Source organism: Staphylococcus parequorum (genome assembly GCF_039237145.1).
Classification (GTDB): Bacteria; Bacillota; Bacilli; order Staphylococcales; family Staphylococcaceae; genus Staphylococcus; species Staphylococcus equorum_A.
Map to the genome: position 1 here is coordinate 421041 of NZ_CP150682.1, position 18323 is coordinate 439363.

Sequence of the window (18323 nt, forward strand, 5' to 3'; positions counted from 1 at the left end):
AATTATACTTCGCCAACAAGTTCTTTTAATTTTTGTTGGCTTTTGGCTAACATTTCTTTACCAAATGAAGTGATGATATAGTTCTTGCGTTGTTTACCTGCAACCACATTTTTCTCACTAACAAGTAATCCTTCGTCTTCCATACTATGTAAGAGGGGATACAACGTACCAGCACTCATTGTATAACCGTGTTCTTGAAGTTCCTCAATCATCCAACTACCATAGATAGGATGTTCACTTGCATGATGCAAAATGTGAATATAAATAAACCCTAAAAACATACGTCTTTCTAATTTTGATTCCACATACATTCATCCTCTCTAATTAATATATCGAAAAGCGATATCGTATTTCGATTTCAATGTAACATTTATACTTTTGTCTGAGGTTGAATTTACATAAAATTTAAGAATTTATCATATTTTGTAATATAGATAGTGGATAACTCTTGTTAATGAAAAAGACCTATTTCAAAACAACTTTAAATAATTGTTTTGAAATAAGTCTTATATAATGGGGAGGATATTTTTTAACTGCGACGTGAATGTTTGTAGTGACTCATGAATATTAACATTAAATTGATAAGTCCTACGATGAGACCGCCTATCAACGCATACAATCCAAGGGGTACGAGGAACCAAGGCTCATGCAGTATGCCGTCTTGTGAAACGTAAGAGGGTATGACTAAGAAAAGTATCGCACAGGTGATACCAATTAAAATTAAAATCATACTTACAATGCTTAGACGTATGCGTTTGATACTTTTCCCATCATTAACGAGCTTATCTTTAATAACATCATCGCCTAAGATTAAATCATCGAGTGACAAGTGGAACGTTTTAGCGATATGGACAATCATTTCTATATCTGGTAAATATCTATTATTTTCCCAAGCTGATACTGTTTGTCTGGATACATTAAGCTGTTCGGAAAGTTGTTCTTGTGTGAGTTGATGCTCTTTTCTAATCGATTTAATTTGATTTCCAAAATCCATACGATCTTTCCTCCAATCTCTATAGCGTTAGATTCTTCGTAAAAAGCTGTTGTTATGCGATTGCAAGCAACACTTTACACCTCCCGCAAGACATACTGTCGCTTAAAACAGCTATGTCTTGTGATGCTTTCTTTTATTAATTAATTCTATGTTTGATAATAAAAACTTGAAAGCAGCCAGCTAATTGGCTAATAAATTTAGGAGGTTATATACAGATTATGAGTAAAAAATTATTTTTTTCAAGTATTTTTTGCATGATTTTTGGAATTTTAATGGGAGGGCTATTTATTGTTTTACCTAGTCATGTTGATCAAGATGGCACCTTACGTGAACCATGGTTTTTAGTGGAATTTGGTTTTATATTTGTGGCATTGGGGTTATTATTAATGTTCGTAACTGCCGGAAAATATTTATATCATCGTTTTTTACAGCATAAACAATAATATTTTAAGCATCTAGGTCATAAATAAAACATGTTATGTTGTAAATTTTAATATCTAGTAATCCTTGTAGAGCGAGAAAGAAACCAAATTTCTAAGCTTGGTTTCTTTCTTACTTTTTTCAATTTAATAGCAATCTTTTTAAAAACTAAAATAAGATGATTTACTAAAAAAGTAAAATTAATGTACAATAATATGTAAGCGCTTACTAATTTATTTGAATCATATTAAATCAAGCTTTTAAAAGGAGAATGTAAATGAAGGACAAAGTGATGATGATAACGGGCGGTAGTAGTGGCATGGGCAAAGCAATGGCGAAACGATTTGCTGAAGAAGGTGCCAAAGTAGTTATAACAGGTCGCTCATTAGAACGACTTGAAGTTGCTAAAGCGGAAATTGAACAATATGAAGGTCAAGTGCTGTGTATAGATATGGATGTACGTGATCCAGAGCGTGTGCAGTATACAGTAGATGAGACTGTAAAAACATTTGGACAGATAGATGGTCTTGTGAATAATGCAGCAGGTAATTTTATTTGCCCTGCAGAAGATTTATCGATTAATGCGTGGAATTCAGTTGTAGATATTGTATTAAATGGTACATGGTATTGTACACAAGCAGTAGGTAAAGAATGGATTAAAAATGGTCAGAAAGGTCGTATTTTGAACATGGTTGCGACGTATGCTTGGAGATCTGGTCCGGGCGTTATTCATTCGGCAAGTGCCAAAGCTGGCGTCCTTGCAATGACGAGAACACTTGCAGTGGAATGGGGTTCTAAATATGGTATTACAGTGAATGCCATTGCACCTGGACCAATCGAAAATACGGGTGGAGCAGGAAAATTAAGTCTATCTGAAGAAGCACGTCAACAGACACTAGATAGTGTGCCAGTAGGTAGAATGGGTCAACCTGAAGAAATTGCAGGCTTGGCTAAATTCTTGTTCTCAGGTGATGCAGACTATATTAATGGCGCTTGCATGACTATGGATGGCGGACAATGGCTCAATCAGAATGCGTTTTAAGCAATTCGCAATTTATATATTAGACAAATTGGACGCGTCATATCGTTTAATTTGTCTTTTAAATTCAACACTATTGCTAATATATAATAAAAACAACGGATTCAATTACAATTTATAAAACAAATTAACCTAATTCAATTGAAATAAATGACTATTTCTACTATCATATATACTTGTGCTAAAAAAATAACAAAAATTATATCTTTCGAAACTTTTTGGTTAATAACTGAAAAGTTTCTTTTTATGTCGGTCTTTCTAGCCGATCAATATAAATGAAATAAAACAGTAGAATTGAGTGATTTTCAAATAAAAGAAATGAGGTGTTATTGGGATGTTGTACAAAATTCATTTTAAAAATATATGTTTCTGTATTTTAGGGACATTTCTTATAGGTATAGGTATTAATGTGTTTGTAATTCCTGCTAATTTTGGGGAGGGTGGTACGGTTGGTGTTTCGTTAAATCTAAAATATACACTAGGCTTATCACCGGCAATTACCTCTCTAATTATAAATATGATATTAATTGCGGTAGGTTGGAAATATTTAAGTAAAACGACAGCAGTTTACACATTGATTACAGTAATTTCGAGCTCAATGTTTTTAGGACTAACTGAATCATTTAATATGCAGATTGAATCTGATTTTATAAATACAGTGTTTGGCGGCTTACTACTTGGTGTCGGTACTGGACTTGTAATCTCAGCACGCAGTACATTAGGTGGCACATCTGTTATTGCTAAAATTATAAATAAATATACTGAAATCAAAACTTCTCAAGCGTTGTTTATGCTTGATTCAATCATTGTGCTATCTTTCTTAATCATCCTTCCCGCGCAAAATGTTTTATATACCATTGTTATGCTTTTTATAGTTGAGAAAAGTATGTCATTTGTAATAGAAGGTTTTAATCCTAAAAAGGCAATTACAATTATTTCAAATTATAATAATGAAATTAGTAAGGGGATTAATAAAGAAACTGGTAGAGGTTCAACATTATTGAATGGAGTCGGTGGCTATGAACGAAAAGAGACGAATGTGCTTTATGTTGTCGTACCACAAAACCAATTATCAAGAATTAAGAAAATCGTTAATGCTCACGATGAAAATGCTTTTCTTGTTATTCATGATGTGCGAGATGTCTTGGGGAATGGCTTTATGAAAGTACAGTAATGTAAAATATGTGTGGGTATCAATACGCATTGAAAAAGTCCTAATACTGTCAGCAGTGTTAGGACTTTTTTATAATAATTATGGCAATGTTAGATTTTAATTATGGGTGGAAGATTACTTTATCAAAATGTTTCTTTTTATTAACTAATGCATCAAATGTTTCAGGACCTTTTGCTAAATCTAAGCGATCTGAAATCATCGGATCCACTTGAATCTCTCCTGTAGACATGTAATGAAGGGACGCATGCCATTCTTCGCCTGGAAATGGGGCGGATAAGCCGTTCCAAGATCCAATAACATTAAGTTCATTGCGTAATATTTTTTCAAAATGAACACGATCCATTTCAATATCGGAGTAAGGTATGCCTAGCAGTAAGACTTCCCCGCCCTTAGCTGGTAACGTTAAGACTTGTCCAATCGTAAATGGTGAGCCTGCTGATTCAACAGCGACATCTATGTTATGAGGAATAGTAGCGATGACGTCATCTAAATTTTCTGTTTTAGAATTAATCGTATAATCTGCACCGAGCGTCTTAGCAATTGCTAGTTTATCTGGGTCGATATCAATCGCAATCGTTTTAGCAGCACCAAATATTTTAGCCCATTGAATGGCTAGTAAACCGATACTGCCACACCCTATAACAGCTACCGTTGCACCAGGTTTCATGCTTGTTCTATAAAACCCATGTGCTACTACTGCAGAAGGCTCGACCATAGCAGCTGTATCAAAGTCTACATTAGCTGGCAATTTTAAGACGTTATTTGCAGGTAGTTTAACGAATTCTGCAAAACAGCCAGGTTCATAAGAGCCAATAACATATAAATGTTCACATCTAGAGTATTCACCTTTCTCACATTGTTCACAGGCGTGACAAGCGATAGCTGGACAACCCGTGACTGCATCGCCAACTGCCACATGATTTACGTTACTGCCTATACTTTCCACAACTCCTGAAAATTCATGCCCAAAAGTCATGCCCTCACGATAAGGTCCTAACTTTTTATAGCGGGAATTATCCGAACCGCATATACCAGTTGCAATCACTTTAATAATGACATCATTACTGTCTTCAATTTCAGGAGATTTTGTTTCTTCGTACCTTAAATCTTCAATGCCGTATAGGTTCAAAGCTTTCAAAGTATTTCACCTCTTATCTTCTGAATAATAAGCGCATTAATTTTGTTCAGAAGTAACTTTTTTCTTTTTAAAAAATTTTGCGCCGAAGTAACCAAGAAAAACGACTATATTACAATAAAGTAAGTTATCCATATATAAATCTGTAATACCTCTCAATGGCCCAAGCATGAAATCTAACATATGTTCTACCATAATAATTATCTCCTTATATCATTTAAGTGCTAAATGATGATTATTTAAAACAAGTTAATCGATAGGGCGAAGGAGTACTTTGATGCCTTCTCCACCTTTGATATGGTTGTAGCCTTCTTCCCATTGCGTAATATCAAGTTCATTTGTGACTAATGCTTCAGCATTGACATCACCACTGCTTAACAGTTGTAAAGAAGGTTCCCAGTCGGCTGGTTTTTGACTTCTCGTACCGACCATTCGTATTTCTTTTTGTATGATTTTTTCTAAATCAAAAGAAATTTCTGGATCTTTAAAGATACCAACTTGGACATATTGTCCTTTTTTACGTAAGATATCTAAACCTTGTTTGGCGGCAGGTACTGCACCAGAGCATTCTAAAACTACGTTTGCACCATAACCATTGGTAATACTGTTTACATAGTCTTTTAAATCAGTATTTTGAATATTGACGACATGATCTAATTTAAGTTCTGTTGCCTTATCTAATCTTGTTTGATCATTATCTAATCCAGTGATTACGACTTCTGCACCTTTACTTTTAACGACTTGCGCGACAAGTAATCCAATAGGTCCAGGCCCCATAACAACTACGACATCGTCAGGCTGTATTTCAATTTTAGAAACGGCATGGTGGGCACAAGCTAATGGCTCCGTCATAGATGCTGCTTTATATGAAACATTGTCAGGAATACGGTGGACACTCGCTGCACGTGCAACTAAGTATTGTGTGAAGCCACCGTTTTGTTGTGTGCCTAAACCTTTACGATGATTACATAAGTTATAATCACCACTTTGACAATATTCACATTCACCACAAATGTAATATGTTGTTTCAGAAGTGACGCGATCACCAATTTTAAAATCGGTGACATTAGCGCCTGTCTCTACAACCTCTCCTGAAAATTCATGGCCAAGTGTTACTGGAAAGTTCACTTTATAATGACCTTCATACGTGTGCACATCCGTACCACAAATACCTGCATAATGGACTTTTATTTTTACTTCATCTGCGTTCGGTGAAGGTATCTCTCTATCTAAGACTTCTAGATTCCCGAATCCTGGTTCAGTTTTAACGAGTGCTTTCATGTAATGTCAGCTCCTATCTGTTAATTAAATAAACTAAAGAATTTGAAAATAATGTAATTTAAGATGTTACCACCTTGGTCAAGACTTGAAATTTGAGATGAGCCAGATGGCATGTTTACGTTAGTGCCTTCTGCCATGCTTGTGAATATCGGTGCAACATCTGTTGCGATATATAAAGAGATGGCAATCATAATTGTGCCGACAATAACCGAGTGTATGATATTACCTCGTGCAGCACCTACGATAAATGCGACAATAAATGGAATTGTTGCTAAGTCACCAAATGGTAAGACTTGGTTACCAGGTAAAATAACTGCTAATAATACTGTGATCGGAACTAAAATTAAAGCTGTTGAGATAACTGCTGGGTGGCCTAATGCAACCGCAGCGTCTAAACCAATATAGATTTCACGATCCCCAAAGCGTTTGTTTAACCAAGTACGTGCAGATTCGGAAACAGGCATTAAACCTTCCATCAAAATCTTAACCATACGAGGCATTAACACCATAACGGCAGCCATTGACATACCAAGGTTGATAACATCGCCAGCGTTGTAACCAGCTAACAAACCAATGATTAAACCAAGTACTAAACCGACGAATATGGATTCACCAAATGCACCGAAACGTTTTTGAATCGTTTCTGGGTCTGCATGTAGTTTGTTGATACCAGGCACTTTTTGTAAACCTTTTACTAAGAAAATACCTGGAGCATATGAAATTGTACTACCTGTGGCAATCGATACCCCAGGTAAATCGTAGAACTCACTCATCATTGGTGCAGTCCAGTCAGCCACTTTTAGACAGACGATTTGGAATATTGCTGCAGCCACTAATGATTGCCAAATGCTATCAGATACGGCGTAAACCATGGCACCCATAAATGTATAATGCCAGAAGTTCCAAATATCTACGTTCATTGTTCGAGTAGTCTTTGTCAGTAACATAACAATGTTAATTACAATACCTAAAGGAATAATAAATGCTGCGATAACAGATGCCCATGCAATAGAAGATGTTGCTGGCCAACCCACATCAATAACATTTAAGCTTACACCTAAGTTCTTAACCATCGCTTGGGCAGCGGGCCCCAAGTTGTTTACAAGTAAATCAATAACTAAGAAAATCCCTACGAATGCGACACCAATCGTCAAACCTGATCTAAATGCTGCACCGACTTTTTGCCTAAAGAATAATCCTAGTAAAAATATAACGATTGGAAGGATTACTGTTGCCCCTAAATCTAGAAAAGCTTGAATAAAATCTACAAATCCACTCATCCCTTACACCATCCTCTTTAATATAAAGTGATGTTGGTATAAATTAAGACGCCATTTTGATATAACCATGAACTTCTCTTTTGATATTTATCCCAACGGTTGATTCGGTATGTTAAATTAAATGACTCATTATTCTTGTAATGCGTCTAAGATTTCTTTTTTAGTATCTTCAACGCCAATTCCAGTTAAGAAATTACGTGCGTTAATGACAGGGAAGTCGTATTCTTTTTGCGTCATTGCAGTTGTAACTAATAAATCTGCTGAATCTGCGTAAACGCCAACTTCTGAAATTTTAATTTGTTTTAAATCTACTTTGATATTGTGCTCTTTTGCCATTTCTTCGATTGCACTATTTACTACCGTTGAAGTTGCGATACCTGCGCCACATGCTACTAATACTTGTTTCATAATAATTTCCTCCTAATTTGAGAACTTAATATTTAAATTCTCTTCCTGTTATATTTTTTATTAATAAATTGAATGATTATGCGTCTGCTAATTCTTGCTCAATAACTTCTACGACTTGATTGCTATCTGTTGCGTTGGCAATGGTTTCAAGTATTTGATCATTTTGGAAAATGCCCATCAATTTTTGTAGTAATGATAACTGTGCATCCTCTTTATCCATTGCGAGCATAAAGATTAATTTCACATCCGTTGTTTCTTCAACTTCGCCCATAATGACGAAAGGAACTGTTTCTTTAAGGACAGCCACACCGATTGATTTTGAATTCACGTGCTGGATATCTGTGTGCGGGATGGCTACAGAACAATATACTGTAGGTAACCCTGTAGCAAATGATTGTTCTCTTTCGATGACTGCATCTTTGTATGATGCTTTGACGTAACCATTGTCATGCATTAAATCGGCTAATTGACTTAAGACGTCTTCCTTTGTTGTGGCCTCTAAACCAATGACAACATTCGAGGCATCAACTGTTAAACCTTCCATATGACGCAACCCCTTTGCTTTAGTCTATTTTTGAAAATTGTTTAATCGTTTCAAATATTTGTGATTTTGAATCTGTTTGTATGATGCTTTGCATACTTTCATTGTCTTGTGCTAAATCTCGTAACTGTAATAGGGGTCTTAAATGTTTGAATTTATCTGTTGCTGCGATAACTACAAAGACATGTACATTACGTCCTGTACTTAGCGTCAATGGTTCGTCTAATACCAACATACTCATAGACGTACGGTTTACATTTTGTTCGTTCTCAGCGTGTGGTATGGCGATGTTTTGATTGATAACCATATAAGTATCGTCGAAAGATTGAATCATCGAATCGATGTAATTTACATCTATATAGCTTTGACTAGAAAGTGGTTCAGCTGTAAGCCGAATTGCTTCTTCCAAATTTGAAACACGAGATGCAAATTGAATATGGTGTACTGGCAACAAATCTTGTAAATTCAAATGACCATTTAACGAAATTGAAGACGATTTGATTGAAGCGTATGCATGAATATCATCAAATTGGTTTTTAATTTCATTAAGTAAAGCATCTTCGTTATGAATATCTGCATGCTCACGTATCATGGCGAGCATCTTTTCAGCGTGTATGTCTGTCTCAAAATTATTGTTGAGTTGACCGAATACGTACTGACGAAGATCGTGTTTTTCTTTGGCAGTTAATATTGCCTTTGTGATATATAATCTTTTGTGTGTCATCACGTGCATTGGTGAAAAGACAATATCAAAGTCTAGCGTATACTGATTAAATTCACGTAGTGATAAGGCATCTAAAAATATGAATTCTGGAAACACACTCCGTAATTCTTGTAACATGAGTTGAGAAATTGACGTACCTTGTGTACAAACCACCACAGCTTTTACTTTTTTGTCGATGTCTTCATCTTGTCTTCTTAAAATACCGCCAATGAGTATGGTTAGATATGCGATTTCATTATCAGGTAATGGTTGGTTAAAGAACTTTTCCATAGGTTTGGAAGAGAGTTTAACAAGATGAAATAATTCCTTGTAATCATCTTTCAGATTATTCTGTAAACTATCGACATCAGATAACTCATATCTAATTCTGTAAAAGGCGGGCTTCATATGAAACAACAATTGGTTGACCAATGTTTCACGATCTTCAAAAGTGATAAAAGTAATTTTCTCAAATTGATCAAGCATGCTTTGTAGTGCAGTTTTTAATTCCGGTAAAACTTTCACATCATCTAATTCCGACCATTGCACACTTGTTGATAAGAGCTGCAATGTTATAAATAATTTCTCTTGCCGAGGAATATCAGGATAGTTTGAAGTTAGTATTTCGGTCGCTTGATACTCCTCAGTGTCGGAAAGGTCATCGTATCCAATTGAAAAAGGTGAGACGATCTTATCGTGTTGAATTCTTCTCAAGATGAAATAGAGTTTATAACGTAATGTCTCAGTACTTTGATCAATAAAATTATTCTCTAAATATTGTTCTATTTTGTTAATTTGAAGATCGATGATTTGAAGTTTATCTTCTTGCAAAGCTAAACTTGTTAAAATATCATCTTTTGAAATATTTAAAGTGAATACTTTATCAATTAAGCGTGTTAAAAGTCTTCTAATTTCAAACTCATTACCGACTAAATAATAACCCTCCTGTCGTGAATATTTCAGAGTGACATCATATGGTTCTAGTAATAATTTTAATTTTTTTAAATCATTTAACACTGTGTTCTTACTTACTTTTAAATCGATTGCAAAGTGATTTAATGACAATGTTTCATCTTCTCTAAACAACATCAGTAAAATGAGATGCGCGCGTTGGTAAGCAGTATATACTTGCTCATCTTCCTGTGGAATAGGTTCAAGTGATACATTAAGAAAATTTTTGATTATATCATCAACGATGAAGAATCCTTGGCTTGTGCGTTCAATTGTTGGGCAATCTTGTTCAGTTAACCATTCATTGATTTTTTGGATTCGATAGCCAAGTTGTCTGCGAGACATGTTGAACATTACTTCTAAGTCTTTGCCTTTAATTTTCGGATTTTTAATCATTTCGGTAATGATATTAAAGTTTTCTGCTTGTATTTTGAATCCCTCCCTTGTTGTTGACTCTAATTTAGCACAGGTCATCAAAGAGTTGTACACTCATTAGACACAAATGCATTTCCGTTTTATGTACATCATTGTGATTAGAACGAGAAAAAGCACTTACCATCGCATTTGGAATGATAAGTGCTTATCGTATAATATGTTTATTATTTTAATAATTTCATTCTTAATTCATTGATTATAAGATATGAAAGTTAAAAAGAGAAATTATATTATCTTTACTGAATGATTTTCTAGGATGCTTTTCCATTCGTCATCAAATTCAGTATCTGTTACGATATAGTCGATATTGGATAGGTGACCAAAGCTTATTAAACTATTGCCATCAAATTTAGAAGCATCAATTGCCAAAATAACTTGTTTGGCTTTATTGATCATGAGTTCTTTAATGTGAGATTCGTATTCATTAGAGTCGGTGATGATGCCATCTTTAGACAAGGCTTTACAGCTTAAAATCGCATAATCAGTATGGAATTTATTAATTGATTCTGTCGTTTGAGGACCAACTAATGCAGAAGAATGTTTTAATAATTTGCCACCTGTTGAGTTGATTTCCATAGATGTTTGATTAAGTTCATATAGTGCGTTTACAGCATTTGTTATGATATGAATTCTTTTATTGGAAATAGCAAAACGCTTTAATGCTTCATTTATTGTAGAACTGGAATCAGCAAATAAACTTGTATCATTTTGTATAAATTGATCAATTTTTTTAGCAATAATGACTTTGCTATCTTTATTGCGCGTATGTCTTACAGAATAAGGCAGTTCTTCAGTTTTGATTAGTTTCGCGCCACCATAATTCCGTTCTACGATACCTTCTTTTTCCAATTTTTCTAAATCTCGACGAATTGTTTCTTCTGAAACATTAAATTCAGAAGCTAATTTATTCACATAAACAACATTGTTTAAATAGAGATGATTTAGTAGTGACTTTCTTCTTTCAAATGGCTTCATAATAAATTTCTCCTAAATATATATTGTCATCATTATAGCATAAAACCGCTTTTAATCTCACAAAAAAAGACTGAAACCAACATATAAACCACATTAATTATCAAAATATTTTGTTTTATGTTGATTTATGTGGATTGTTTGATTATAATCATAACCAAAGAGGTGATAAGTTGAAGCATTATATAGCTGTTGATATTGGGGCGTCTAGTGGTAGAGCCATCTTAGCAAATATCGACAATAACCAGATTAAAACACAAGAAATCAATCGTTTCGCCAATGGTTTTACAACACAGAATCAACAGGAAGTGTGGGATGTTGACTATTTATTTGAAGAAATTATTGTTTCTTTGAAAAAAGCTAAAGCTATGGGCATCACAGAGTGTTATTTAAGTATAGATACGTGGGGCGTAGACTATCTTTTTTTAGACCACAAAGGGAAGCGCTTACAAAACGCCGTCTCATATAGAGATTCAAGAACGGATACAACGATGGATAAATTATTCACTGAAGTTTCCAAATATGATATTTTTCAAAAAACTGGAATTCAATTTTTAACTTTTAATACAATTTATCAGTTGTTTGAAGAGACACACGCATTAAAAGATCAAGCACATGATATTTTGCTTATTCCTGATTATTTGAATTATTTACTTACCAATGAGAAAAGAAATGAAATTACCAATTTAAGTACGACACAATTACTCTCAGTGCATGATCATTCATTAGATCAAGCGTTACTAACATCAATAGGAATAGATAAGGCACAATTTCCAAACACGATTGAACCTGGCACATACATAGGCGAAATCAATGCAGACTTAAACATCCAGGATGATTTACCTGTGACACATGTTTATGCCACAGCATCGCATGATACCGCATCAGCTGTTTTAGGTTCTGTTGGAGATGCATTTAAAAAATGGGCTTTTTTATCAAGTGGGACTTGGTCATTAATAGGTAAAGAATTAGAAAGCCCAATCGTAACTGAAAAAGCATTAGAACTTGGATATTCTAATGAACGCGGTATGAATCACACCTATCGCTTCTTAAAAAATATTATAGGTATGTGGATTATACAGCGGATACGCAAAGATTGGCCTGAAAATTATACATTTCCTGAAATGGTAGAGGAAGCAAAGCAACATCAAGACTTTAAAGTTTATATCGATTTTAACGATCAACGCTTTATTAATCCTGACTGTATGGTGGATGAAATTAAAAATTACTGTATTCAGACAAACCAAACAGTGCCACAAACGTTAGGTGAAATTGTGCAAAGCGTCTATATGAATCTGGCAATAATTTATGCAATTTCCATAGAAGAGTTAAACGAAATAACAAGAGAACCAATCGAAGTAATCAATATTGTTGGCGGTGGTTCCAACAATGACTATTTAAATGAACTTACGGCCTTGTATACAAATTGTGACGTCATTGTGGGGCCAACAGAAGCGACAATTTATGGGAATTTGGCAGCAACAATGATTGGCACAGGTGAGTTTGAAAATATTCAAGAAGCTAGAGCGGTAATTAAGCGTTCTACAGATACGACAAAGATAGACAAACCGGAGTTAAAGCATATAGCAAATCAAGATATTAAGACATTCAAGGGGGTTACTCATTATGAGTACGTATAATAAGCAAGCATTTGAAGCAGCAAAAACACAATATGAGACATTAGGCGTTGATGTAGAGAAAGCATTAACTAAATTAAAAGATATTAAAATCTCTATCCATTGTTGGCAAGGAGACGATGTAGAAGGTTTCCTTTTCAATCAAGAATTATCAGGAGGCATATCAGTTACTGGTAATCATCCAGGTAAAGCAAGTAATGGAGCAGAACTTAGAAGTGATTTAGAAGAAGCTTTAAAGCATATTCCAGGAAAACATAAAATTAATCTACATGGTATTTATGCCGAATCTGAAGAAGCAATCGATTTAGATGAAATCGAGCCAAAGCATTTTGAAAAGTGGGTGCATTGGGCAAAAGAGAATGAATTGGGATTAGATTTTAACCCAACATGCTTCAGTCATGAGAAGTCAGAAGATGGCTTTACATTAGCGCATCCGGATAAATCAATTAGAGACTTTTGGATACAACATTGTAAACAATCTAGAAAAATCGGTGAATATTTTGGTAAAGAGCTCGGTCAACCTTCAACAACAAATATTTGGGTGCCAGACGGTTATAAAGACACACCGGTAGATCGTTTAACACCTCGCAAACGTTTGATGGAGAGTTTGGATGAAATTTTTAAAGAAGAAATAGACGAAAGCTACAATATCGATACATTAGAAAGTAAATTATTTGGTATTGGTTCTGAAAGTTATGTTGTGGGATCTCATGAATTTTATATGGGTTATGCCTTAACAAGAAATAAACAAATATTACTAGACGCCGGACATTATCATCCAACAGAAGTGGTGTCTAACAAATTATCGGCACTCAATTTATTTACAAAAGGTTTAAGTTTACATGTTTCTAGACCAGTAAGATGGGATAGCGATCATGTGGTTACATTGGATGACGAATTGAATGAGATAGCCAAAGAACTCATTTATAACGATTTACTTAAGAGTACAACAGTTGGTTTAGATTTCTTTGACGCATCTATTAATAGAGTGGCTGCATGGGTTATTGGTACTAGAAATATGCAAAAAGCATTGCTTAAAGCATTATTAGATCCTATTAATGAATTAAAAGAAGTTGAACAAAGCGGTGATTTTACGAGACGTTTAGCGTTACAAGAAGAAATGAAGATGTATCCGTTTGGCGCGATATGGAATGAATTTTGTAGCAGAAACGATGCTGAACCAGGATTGGATTGGTATGAGCCAATTAAAAAATACGAAGAAAATATTTTACAGGAAAGAGGAATTTAATTGGAAAACTTTGTAGATTCTCCCGCGGTTAAAGAATTATCTAAGATTACACATTTAATGTATCACAAAGGTTGGGACGAACGTAACGGAGGCAACATATCTTGGATATTAGATGCTGCCAAGGTTCAACCGTATTTATCAGAAGATGGCAGAAATATAAGAAACGTAAGTCTGCCATTTGAGGTGCGTCCATTAGCGAATAAATATATTCTTGTCACTGGTACAGGAAAATACTTCAAAAATATTATAGACGATCCACAAGATGCATTAGGTTTAATTAAAATTGCAGCAGACGGTAAAAGCTATAACATTTTATGGGGTTTTGTGAACGATGCAGTAGCAACAAGTGAATTGCCAACGCATTTAATGAATCATATCCAACGTTTAGAAGTCGATGCTACACACCGCGTTATTATGCATTGTCACGCCACACATACGATTGCGATGACGTATACGCACGAATTAGATGAAAAGGCATTTACGAAAACATTATGGAAAATGTGTACAGAATGTCTCGTTGTATTTCCAGATGCAATTGGTATTATTCCGTGGGTGGTACCTGGCACAGAACAAATAGGACAACTCACTTCAGAAAAAATGAAACAGCAAAGATCTGTGATTTGGCCATTTCATGGTGTATTTGGAGCAGGGCATGATTTAGACGAAGTGTTTGGTCTGATTGAAACCATTGAAAAAGCAGCTGAAGTATATACGTATGCGCAAGCACAAGGTGGTATTAAACAAACGATTTCGGATGAGAATTTATGGGAGTTAGCTCAAGGATTTAATGTAGAACCTAAAGAAGGTTACTTAGAGGTTGAGGTGAGATAGATGACGCGAATTGCAACGGTGATGTATGTCAATGAAGGTTCTTATGATGCATATAAACGAAGACATGATGAACTATGGCCTGAAATGAAACAGTTATTAAAAGAGAGCGGCGTGCATGACTACAGTATTTTTCTAAATGAAGCCACTGGAGAATTATTTGCAGTACTTGATGTTACCGATAAAACAGCATATGACAATATGGAGAAAAATCCGATTTGTCGGAAATGGTGGGACTACATGGCCGATATCATGCAAGTGAATGAAGATAACAGTCCTAAATCAACTGAATTGAGAGAGATGTTCTATTTGAAATAAACGAAAAATGGGGATGAGGTTATGAGTTTAAAACCTAAAAAGACAAATGGCTGGCTGGCAACAATTGCAGTTGCGATGGCCAATTATATAGAAGCGGGTTCAATTATTGCAGCAGCGAGTAGTTTATCACTCTGGCAAGCATATTTAAATATTGATAATTGGCAGATGGGCTTACTGAGTGCATTAAGTGCGAACGCGTTAGGTGCAGCAATTGGTGCATTAATCGGTGGTCCATTAACAGATAAATTAGGTAGAAAATTTATCTTTAAATACGATCTATTATTATACATGGTAGGTATTTTAATTATCATGCTATCTGTTAATTTATCAATGTTACTCACAGGTACAATCATTGTTGGTATAGCTGTAGGTATAGGGGTACCTGTAGCTTGGACATATATTGCAGAAGAAGCACCAGAAAAAGAAAGAGCAAAACGTGTAGGAACTGCACAATTAGCTTGGTCTATTGGACCAGCAATTACTTTTACTTTAGCAGTTATGTTAGCGCCATTAGGATTATTAGGCTCAAGATTAATTTTTCTACATTTGTTTATCATCGCAGGTGTTACGTGGTGGATTAGACAAGGTATGGAAGAATCTAAAATCTGGGAGGAAGAGAAGGAAAAAGAACAAAGAGAAGCTTCGTTTAATGTTAAAAAGACATCAGCTTTTAAAGAATTATTTACTAACCCAGTGAATTTAAAAGCAATGTTATTACTTATAGGAATTTATTTATTTTGGAATTTAACGTCTGGCGCCATGGGGTACTTTATGCCCTTTATTTATGAAAGCGTCGGTGGTCTGAGTGGTGCACAAGCCAACATTTTACAAGCGATTTTATGGCTGTGTACAGTGATTACGACTTACTTTGGATTTATGAAATTAGGAGACCGTATCAGTCAAAGATTACTATTTAGTATTGGTGCAACGATGGGTATTGTTGCTTGGATTATATTGACCTTTGCACCTATGAATTGGATATCACTGATTTTATTTGTTTTATTATGGGGGTCAGCAGCAGGTATAGGTGCCCAAGTCTTTTATGCATTATGGACAAGTGAACTATTCCCAACCCGTTATCGTGCCGGTGCGCAAGGCTTGATGTACTTTATAGTACGAGCAGGAATATCAGTATATACATTTGTATTACCTACCATTTTAGCATCACTTGGATTCAAAATTACTGGAATCATTATGATTTCATTTTTAGTTATTCATGCAGTCATTGGCATTGTCCTAACTCCTAAGACACAAGGTAAGACGTTAGAACAGATTGAACGTGAAAGATATGGAGAAAGGGCAAATAGTAGCGTAAGCATTACACCAGAAACAAATACCATGATTCAAGAAGGGGAGAGTAAAATATGATAAATATTAAAGATTATATTAACGGTTCATTTGTTGAAAGAAACATGGAAGATGCAATTGATGTGAAAAATCCTGCAACTGAAGAAACAATTGCAAAGTTATACAGAGGTTCAGAACAAGACACTAAAGAAGCTATCGACTACGCAGATAAAGCCCAAACGAAATGGAGCGAACTGCCAGCAATTGAGCGAGGCAACTACCTTAAAAAAATTGCAGCAGGTATTCGAGAACGTAGTGAAGAAATTACCAAAGTCATTATGCAAGAAGGTGGTAAAACATATGATTTAGCGAACACGGAAGCCTTTTTTACAGCAGATTATATAGATTATATGGCAGAGTGGGCAAGAAGATATGAAGGAGAAATCATACAGAGTGATCGTAAGAAGGAACATATTCTAATGTACAAAAAAGCTCTGGGTGTTACTACAGGTATTTTGCCATGGAACTTCCCGTTCTTCTTAATCGCACGCAAAACAGCGCCAGCACTTATTACTGGAAATACAATTGTAGTTAAACCTTCAGAAGAAACACCTATAAATGTGCAAATATTCACTGAGATTTTAGATACAGTTGACTTACCACCTGGTGTGTTTAATTTAGTGAACGGTGAAGGTAGCGTGGTGGGTAATGAGCTTGCGAGTAATAGTAAAGTCGCACTCGTATCTATTACTGGTAGTGTCTCAGCAGGTAAAAAAGTAATGGAAGCTGCAAGTAAAAATGTAACTAAAGTTAATTTAGAATTAGGTGGTAAAGCACCGGCAATTGTCTTAGAAGATGCTAATTTAGATAAAGCAGTTCAATATATTATAGATTCACGTATTATTAATACGGGTCAAGTGTGTAACTGTGCTGAACGAGTGTATGTACATTCCAGTATAAGTGAAAAATTCACACAACGATTAGTTCAAAAAATGAGCGAAGTTCGTTTTGGTAATACATTAGAACATAATTACGACATGGGTCCTTTAATTAATAAGCAGGCTCAAGAGCGTGTGCATAATCATGTTAAAAAAGCTGAAGCACAAGGTGGCGTAATTAAATGTGGCGGAGAAATACCTGAGCAACAAGGTTACTTCTATCCAGCTACAATCATCACAAATTGTAAAAATAGTATGGATATTGTTCAAGAAGAAGTCTTTGGACCTGTCTTGCCAATTGTTGAATTTGATACTTTTGAAGAAGCAATTGAATTAGCAAATGACAGTAAGTACGGCTTAACATCTTCTATCTATACAGAGAGTATCCAAAAAGCATTTACAGCAGTAGAAAAATTAGAATTCGGTGAAACATATATAAATAGAGAAAACTTTGAAGCAATTCAAGGTTTCCATGCAGGCGTAAAACAATCAGGTGTTGGTGGAGCAGACGGTAAGCATGGCTTAGAAGAATATTTAAGAACACATATCGTATATATGCAGTTAGATGAATAAATAATTTACAACCGAGCTTGTTTATAGAGAGTCTTGTGGGGGCGGGATAGGAAATCAAATTTTGATTTCTATTCTGCTCTCGTTTTAATTATAAGAAGCGTAGAGCAACACATATATGAGCCATATAAAAATGCGATGTAGAATAAGCGAGAGCACGCAA

The 18323-nt window shown here is 35.0% G+C and carries 19 protein-coding genes; 9 read left to right on the plus strand and 10 right to left on the minus strand.

The window, feature by feature from the left end:
• Positions 1–2 precede the first annotated feature (2 nt).
• Together AAA453_RS01940 and AAA453_RS01945 are read right to left on the minus strand one after the other, a co-directional pair.
• Entirely contained in the window at positions 3–305 is a 303-nt protein-coding gene (locus AAA453_RS01940) for a PadR family transcriptional regulator (RefSeq protein WP_107516837.1), read from the minus strand.
• Between the two features lie 224 nt (positions 306–529).
• Positions 530–994, minus strand: a complete 465-nt coding sequence (locus AAA453_RS01945; protein WP_427705879.1) for a helix-turn-helix domain-containing protein — start codon at positions 992–994, stop codon at positions 530–532.
• 218 nt (positions 995–1212) lie between these two features.
• On the opposite strand from AAA453_RS01945, the gene AAA453_RS01950 reads away from it, so the two are divergent.
• From AAA453_RS01950 to AAA453_RS01960, 3 genes are all read left to right on the plus strand, one after another.
• Positions 1213–1437: a DUF3955 domain-containing protein gene (locus tag AAA453_RS01950; protein ID WP_069816891.1), complete on the plus strand. Its 225-nt coding sequence runs from the start codon at positions 1213–1215 to the stop codon at positions 1435–1437.
• 254 nt (positions 1438–1691) lie between these two features.
• The gene (gene fadH, locus AAA453_RS01955) at positions 1692–2456 is read left to right on the plus strand and encodes a 2,4-dienoyl-CoA reductase (RefSeq protein WP_427705881.1); all 765 of its coding nucleotides are present in this window, start codon (positions 1692–1694) and stop codon (positions 2454–2456) included.
• A 331-nt stretch (positions 2457–2787) separates the two neighbouring features.
• Positions 2788–3627 carry a YitT family protein gene (locus AAA453_RS01960; RefSeq protein WP_069816892.1) on the plus strand — a complete coding sequence of 280 codons (840 nt, stop codon included), beginning with the start codon at positions 2788–2790 and terminating at the stop codon, positions 3625–3627.
• 100 nt (positions 3628–3727) lie between these two features.
• Here the strand turns inward: AAA453_RS01960 and AAA453_RS01965 are convergent, their stop codons facing one another.
• From AAA453_RS01965 to AAA453_RS02000, 8 genes are all read right to left on the minus strand, one after another.
• A complete protein-coding gene (locus tag AAA453_RS01965; RefSeq protein WP_069832546.1) occupies positions 3728–4765 on the minus strand; it encodes a galactitol-1-phosphate 5-dehydrogenase in 1038 nt (345 codons plus the stop codon).
• Positions 4766–4801: 36 nt separating this feature from the next.
• Positions 4802–4957 carry a hypothetical protein gene (locus tag AAA453_RS01970; protein WP_176721523.1) on the minus strand — a complete coding sequence of 52 codons (156 nt, stop codon included), beginning with the start codon at positions 4955–4957 and terminating at the stop codon, positions 4802–4804.
• Between the two features lie 54 nt (positions 4958–5011).
• Positions 5012–6043, minus strand: a complete 1032-nt coding sequence (locus AAA453_RS01975; RefSeq protein ID WP_069832547.1) for a zinc-binding dehydrogenase — start codon at positions 6041–6043, stop codon at positions 5012–5014.
• Between the two features lie 20 nt (positions 6044–6063).
• Positions 6064–7323: a PTS galactitol transporter subunit IIC gene (locus tag AAA453_RS01980; protein ID WP_021338962.1), complete on the minus strand. Its 1260-nt coding sequence runs from the start codon at positions 7321–7323 to the stop codon at positions 6064–6066.
• Positions 7324–7452: 129 nt separating this feature from the next.
• Positions 7453–7731 (minus strand): PTS sugar transporter subunit IIB, encoded by a 279-nt coding sequence (locus AAA453_RS01985; RefSeq protein ID WP_021338961.1) that lies wholly within the window; start codon positions 7729–7731, stop codon positions 7453–7455.
• 76 nt (positions 7732–7807) lie between these two features.
• On the minus strand, positions 7808–8275 hold the full coding sequence (locus AAA453_RS01990; RefSeq protein ID WP_021338960.1) for a PTS sugar transporter subunit IIA: 468 nt from the start codon (positions 8273–8275) through the stop codon (positions 7808–7810).
• A gap of 19 nt (positions 8276–8294) precedes the next feature.
• Positions 8295–10400, minus strand: a complete 2106-nt coding sequence (locus tag AAA453_RS01995; RefSeq protein WP_427705883.1) for a BglG family transcription antiterminator — start codon at positions 10398–10400, stop codon at positions 8295–8297.
• Positions 10401–10586: 186 nt separating this feature from the next.
• Positions 10587–11336, minus strand: coding sequence for a DeoR/GlpR family DNA-binding transcription regulator (locus AAA453_RS02000; RefSeq protein ID WP_069816904.1), 750 nt, complete (start codon positions 11334–11336; stop codon positions 10587–10589).
• Between the two features lie 170 nt (positions 11337–11506).
• On the opposite strand from AAA453_RS02000, the gene AAA453_RS02005 reads away from it, so the two are divergent.
• The 6 genes from AAA453_RS02005 to aldA are packed head-to-tail and all read left to right on the plus strand — an operon-like array spanning position 11507 to position 18163.
• Positions 11507–12973, plus strand: a complete 1467-nt coding sequence (locus AAA453_RS02005; protein WP_069832549.1) for a rhamnulokinase — start codon at positions 11507–11509, stop codon at positions 12971–12973.
• Positions 12960–14219 (plus strand): L-rhamnose isomerase, encoded by a 1260-nt coding sequence (gene rhaA / locus AAA453_RS02010; protein WP_427705885.1) that lies wholly within the window; start codon positions 12960–12962, stop codon positions 14217–14219. Before AAA453_RS02005 ends, rhaA begins: the two co-directional genes overlap by 14 nt.
• A complete protein-coding gene (gene rhaD, locus AAA453_RS02015) occupies positions 14220–15050 on the plus strand; it encodes a rhamnulose-1-phosphate aldolase (RefSeq protein WP_069816910.1) in 831 nt (276 codons plus the stop codon). It abuts the gene before it with no gap.
• A complete protein-coding gene (gene rhaM / locus AAA453_RS02020; protein WP_427705887.1) occupies positions 15051–15365 on the plus strand; it encodes an L-rhamnose mutarotase in 315 nt (104 codons plus the stop codon).
• 21 nt (positions 15366–15386) lie between these two features.
• A complete protein-coding gene (locus tag AAA453_RS02025) occupies positions 15387–16733 on the plus strand; it encodes an MFS transporter (RefSeq protein ID WP_427705889.1) in 1347 nt (448 codons plus the stop codon).
• Positions 16730–18163 (plus strand): aldehyde dehydrogenase, encoded by a 1434-nt coding sequence (gene aldA / locus AAA453_RS02030; RefSeq protein WP_427705891.1) that lies wholly within the window; start codon positions 16730–16732, stop codon positions 18161–18163. The genes AAA453_RS02025 and aldA overlap by 4 nt, the downstream gene beginning before the upstream one ends.
• Positions 18164–18323: the final 160 nt, after the last annotated feature.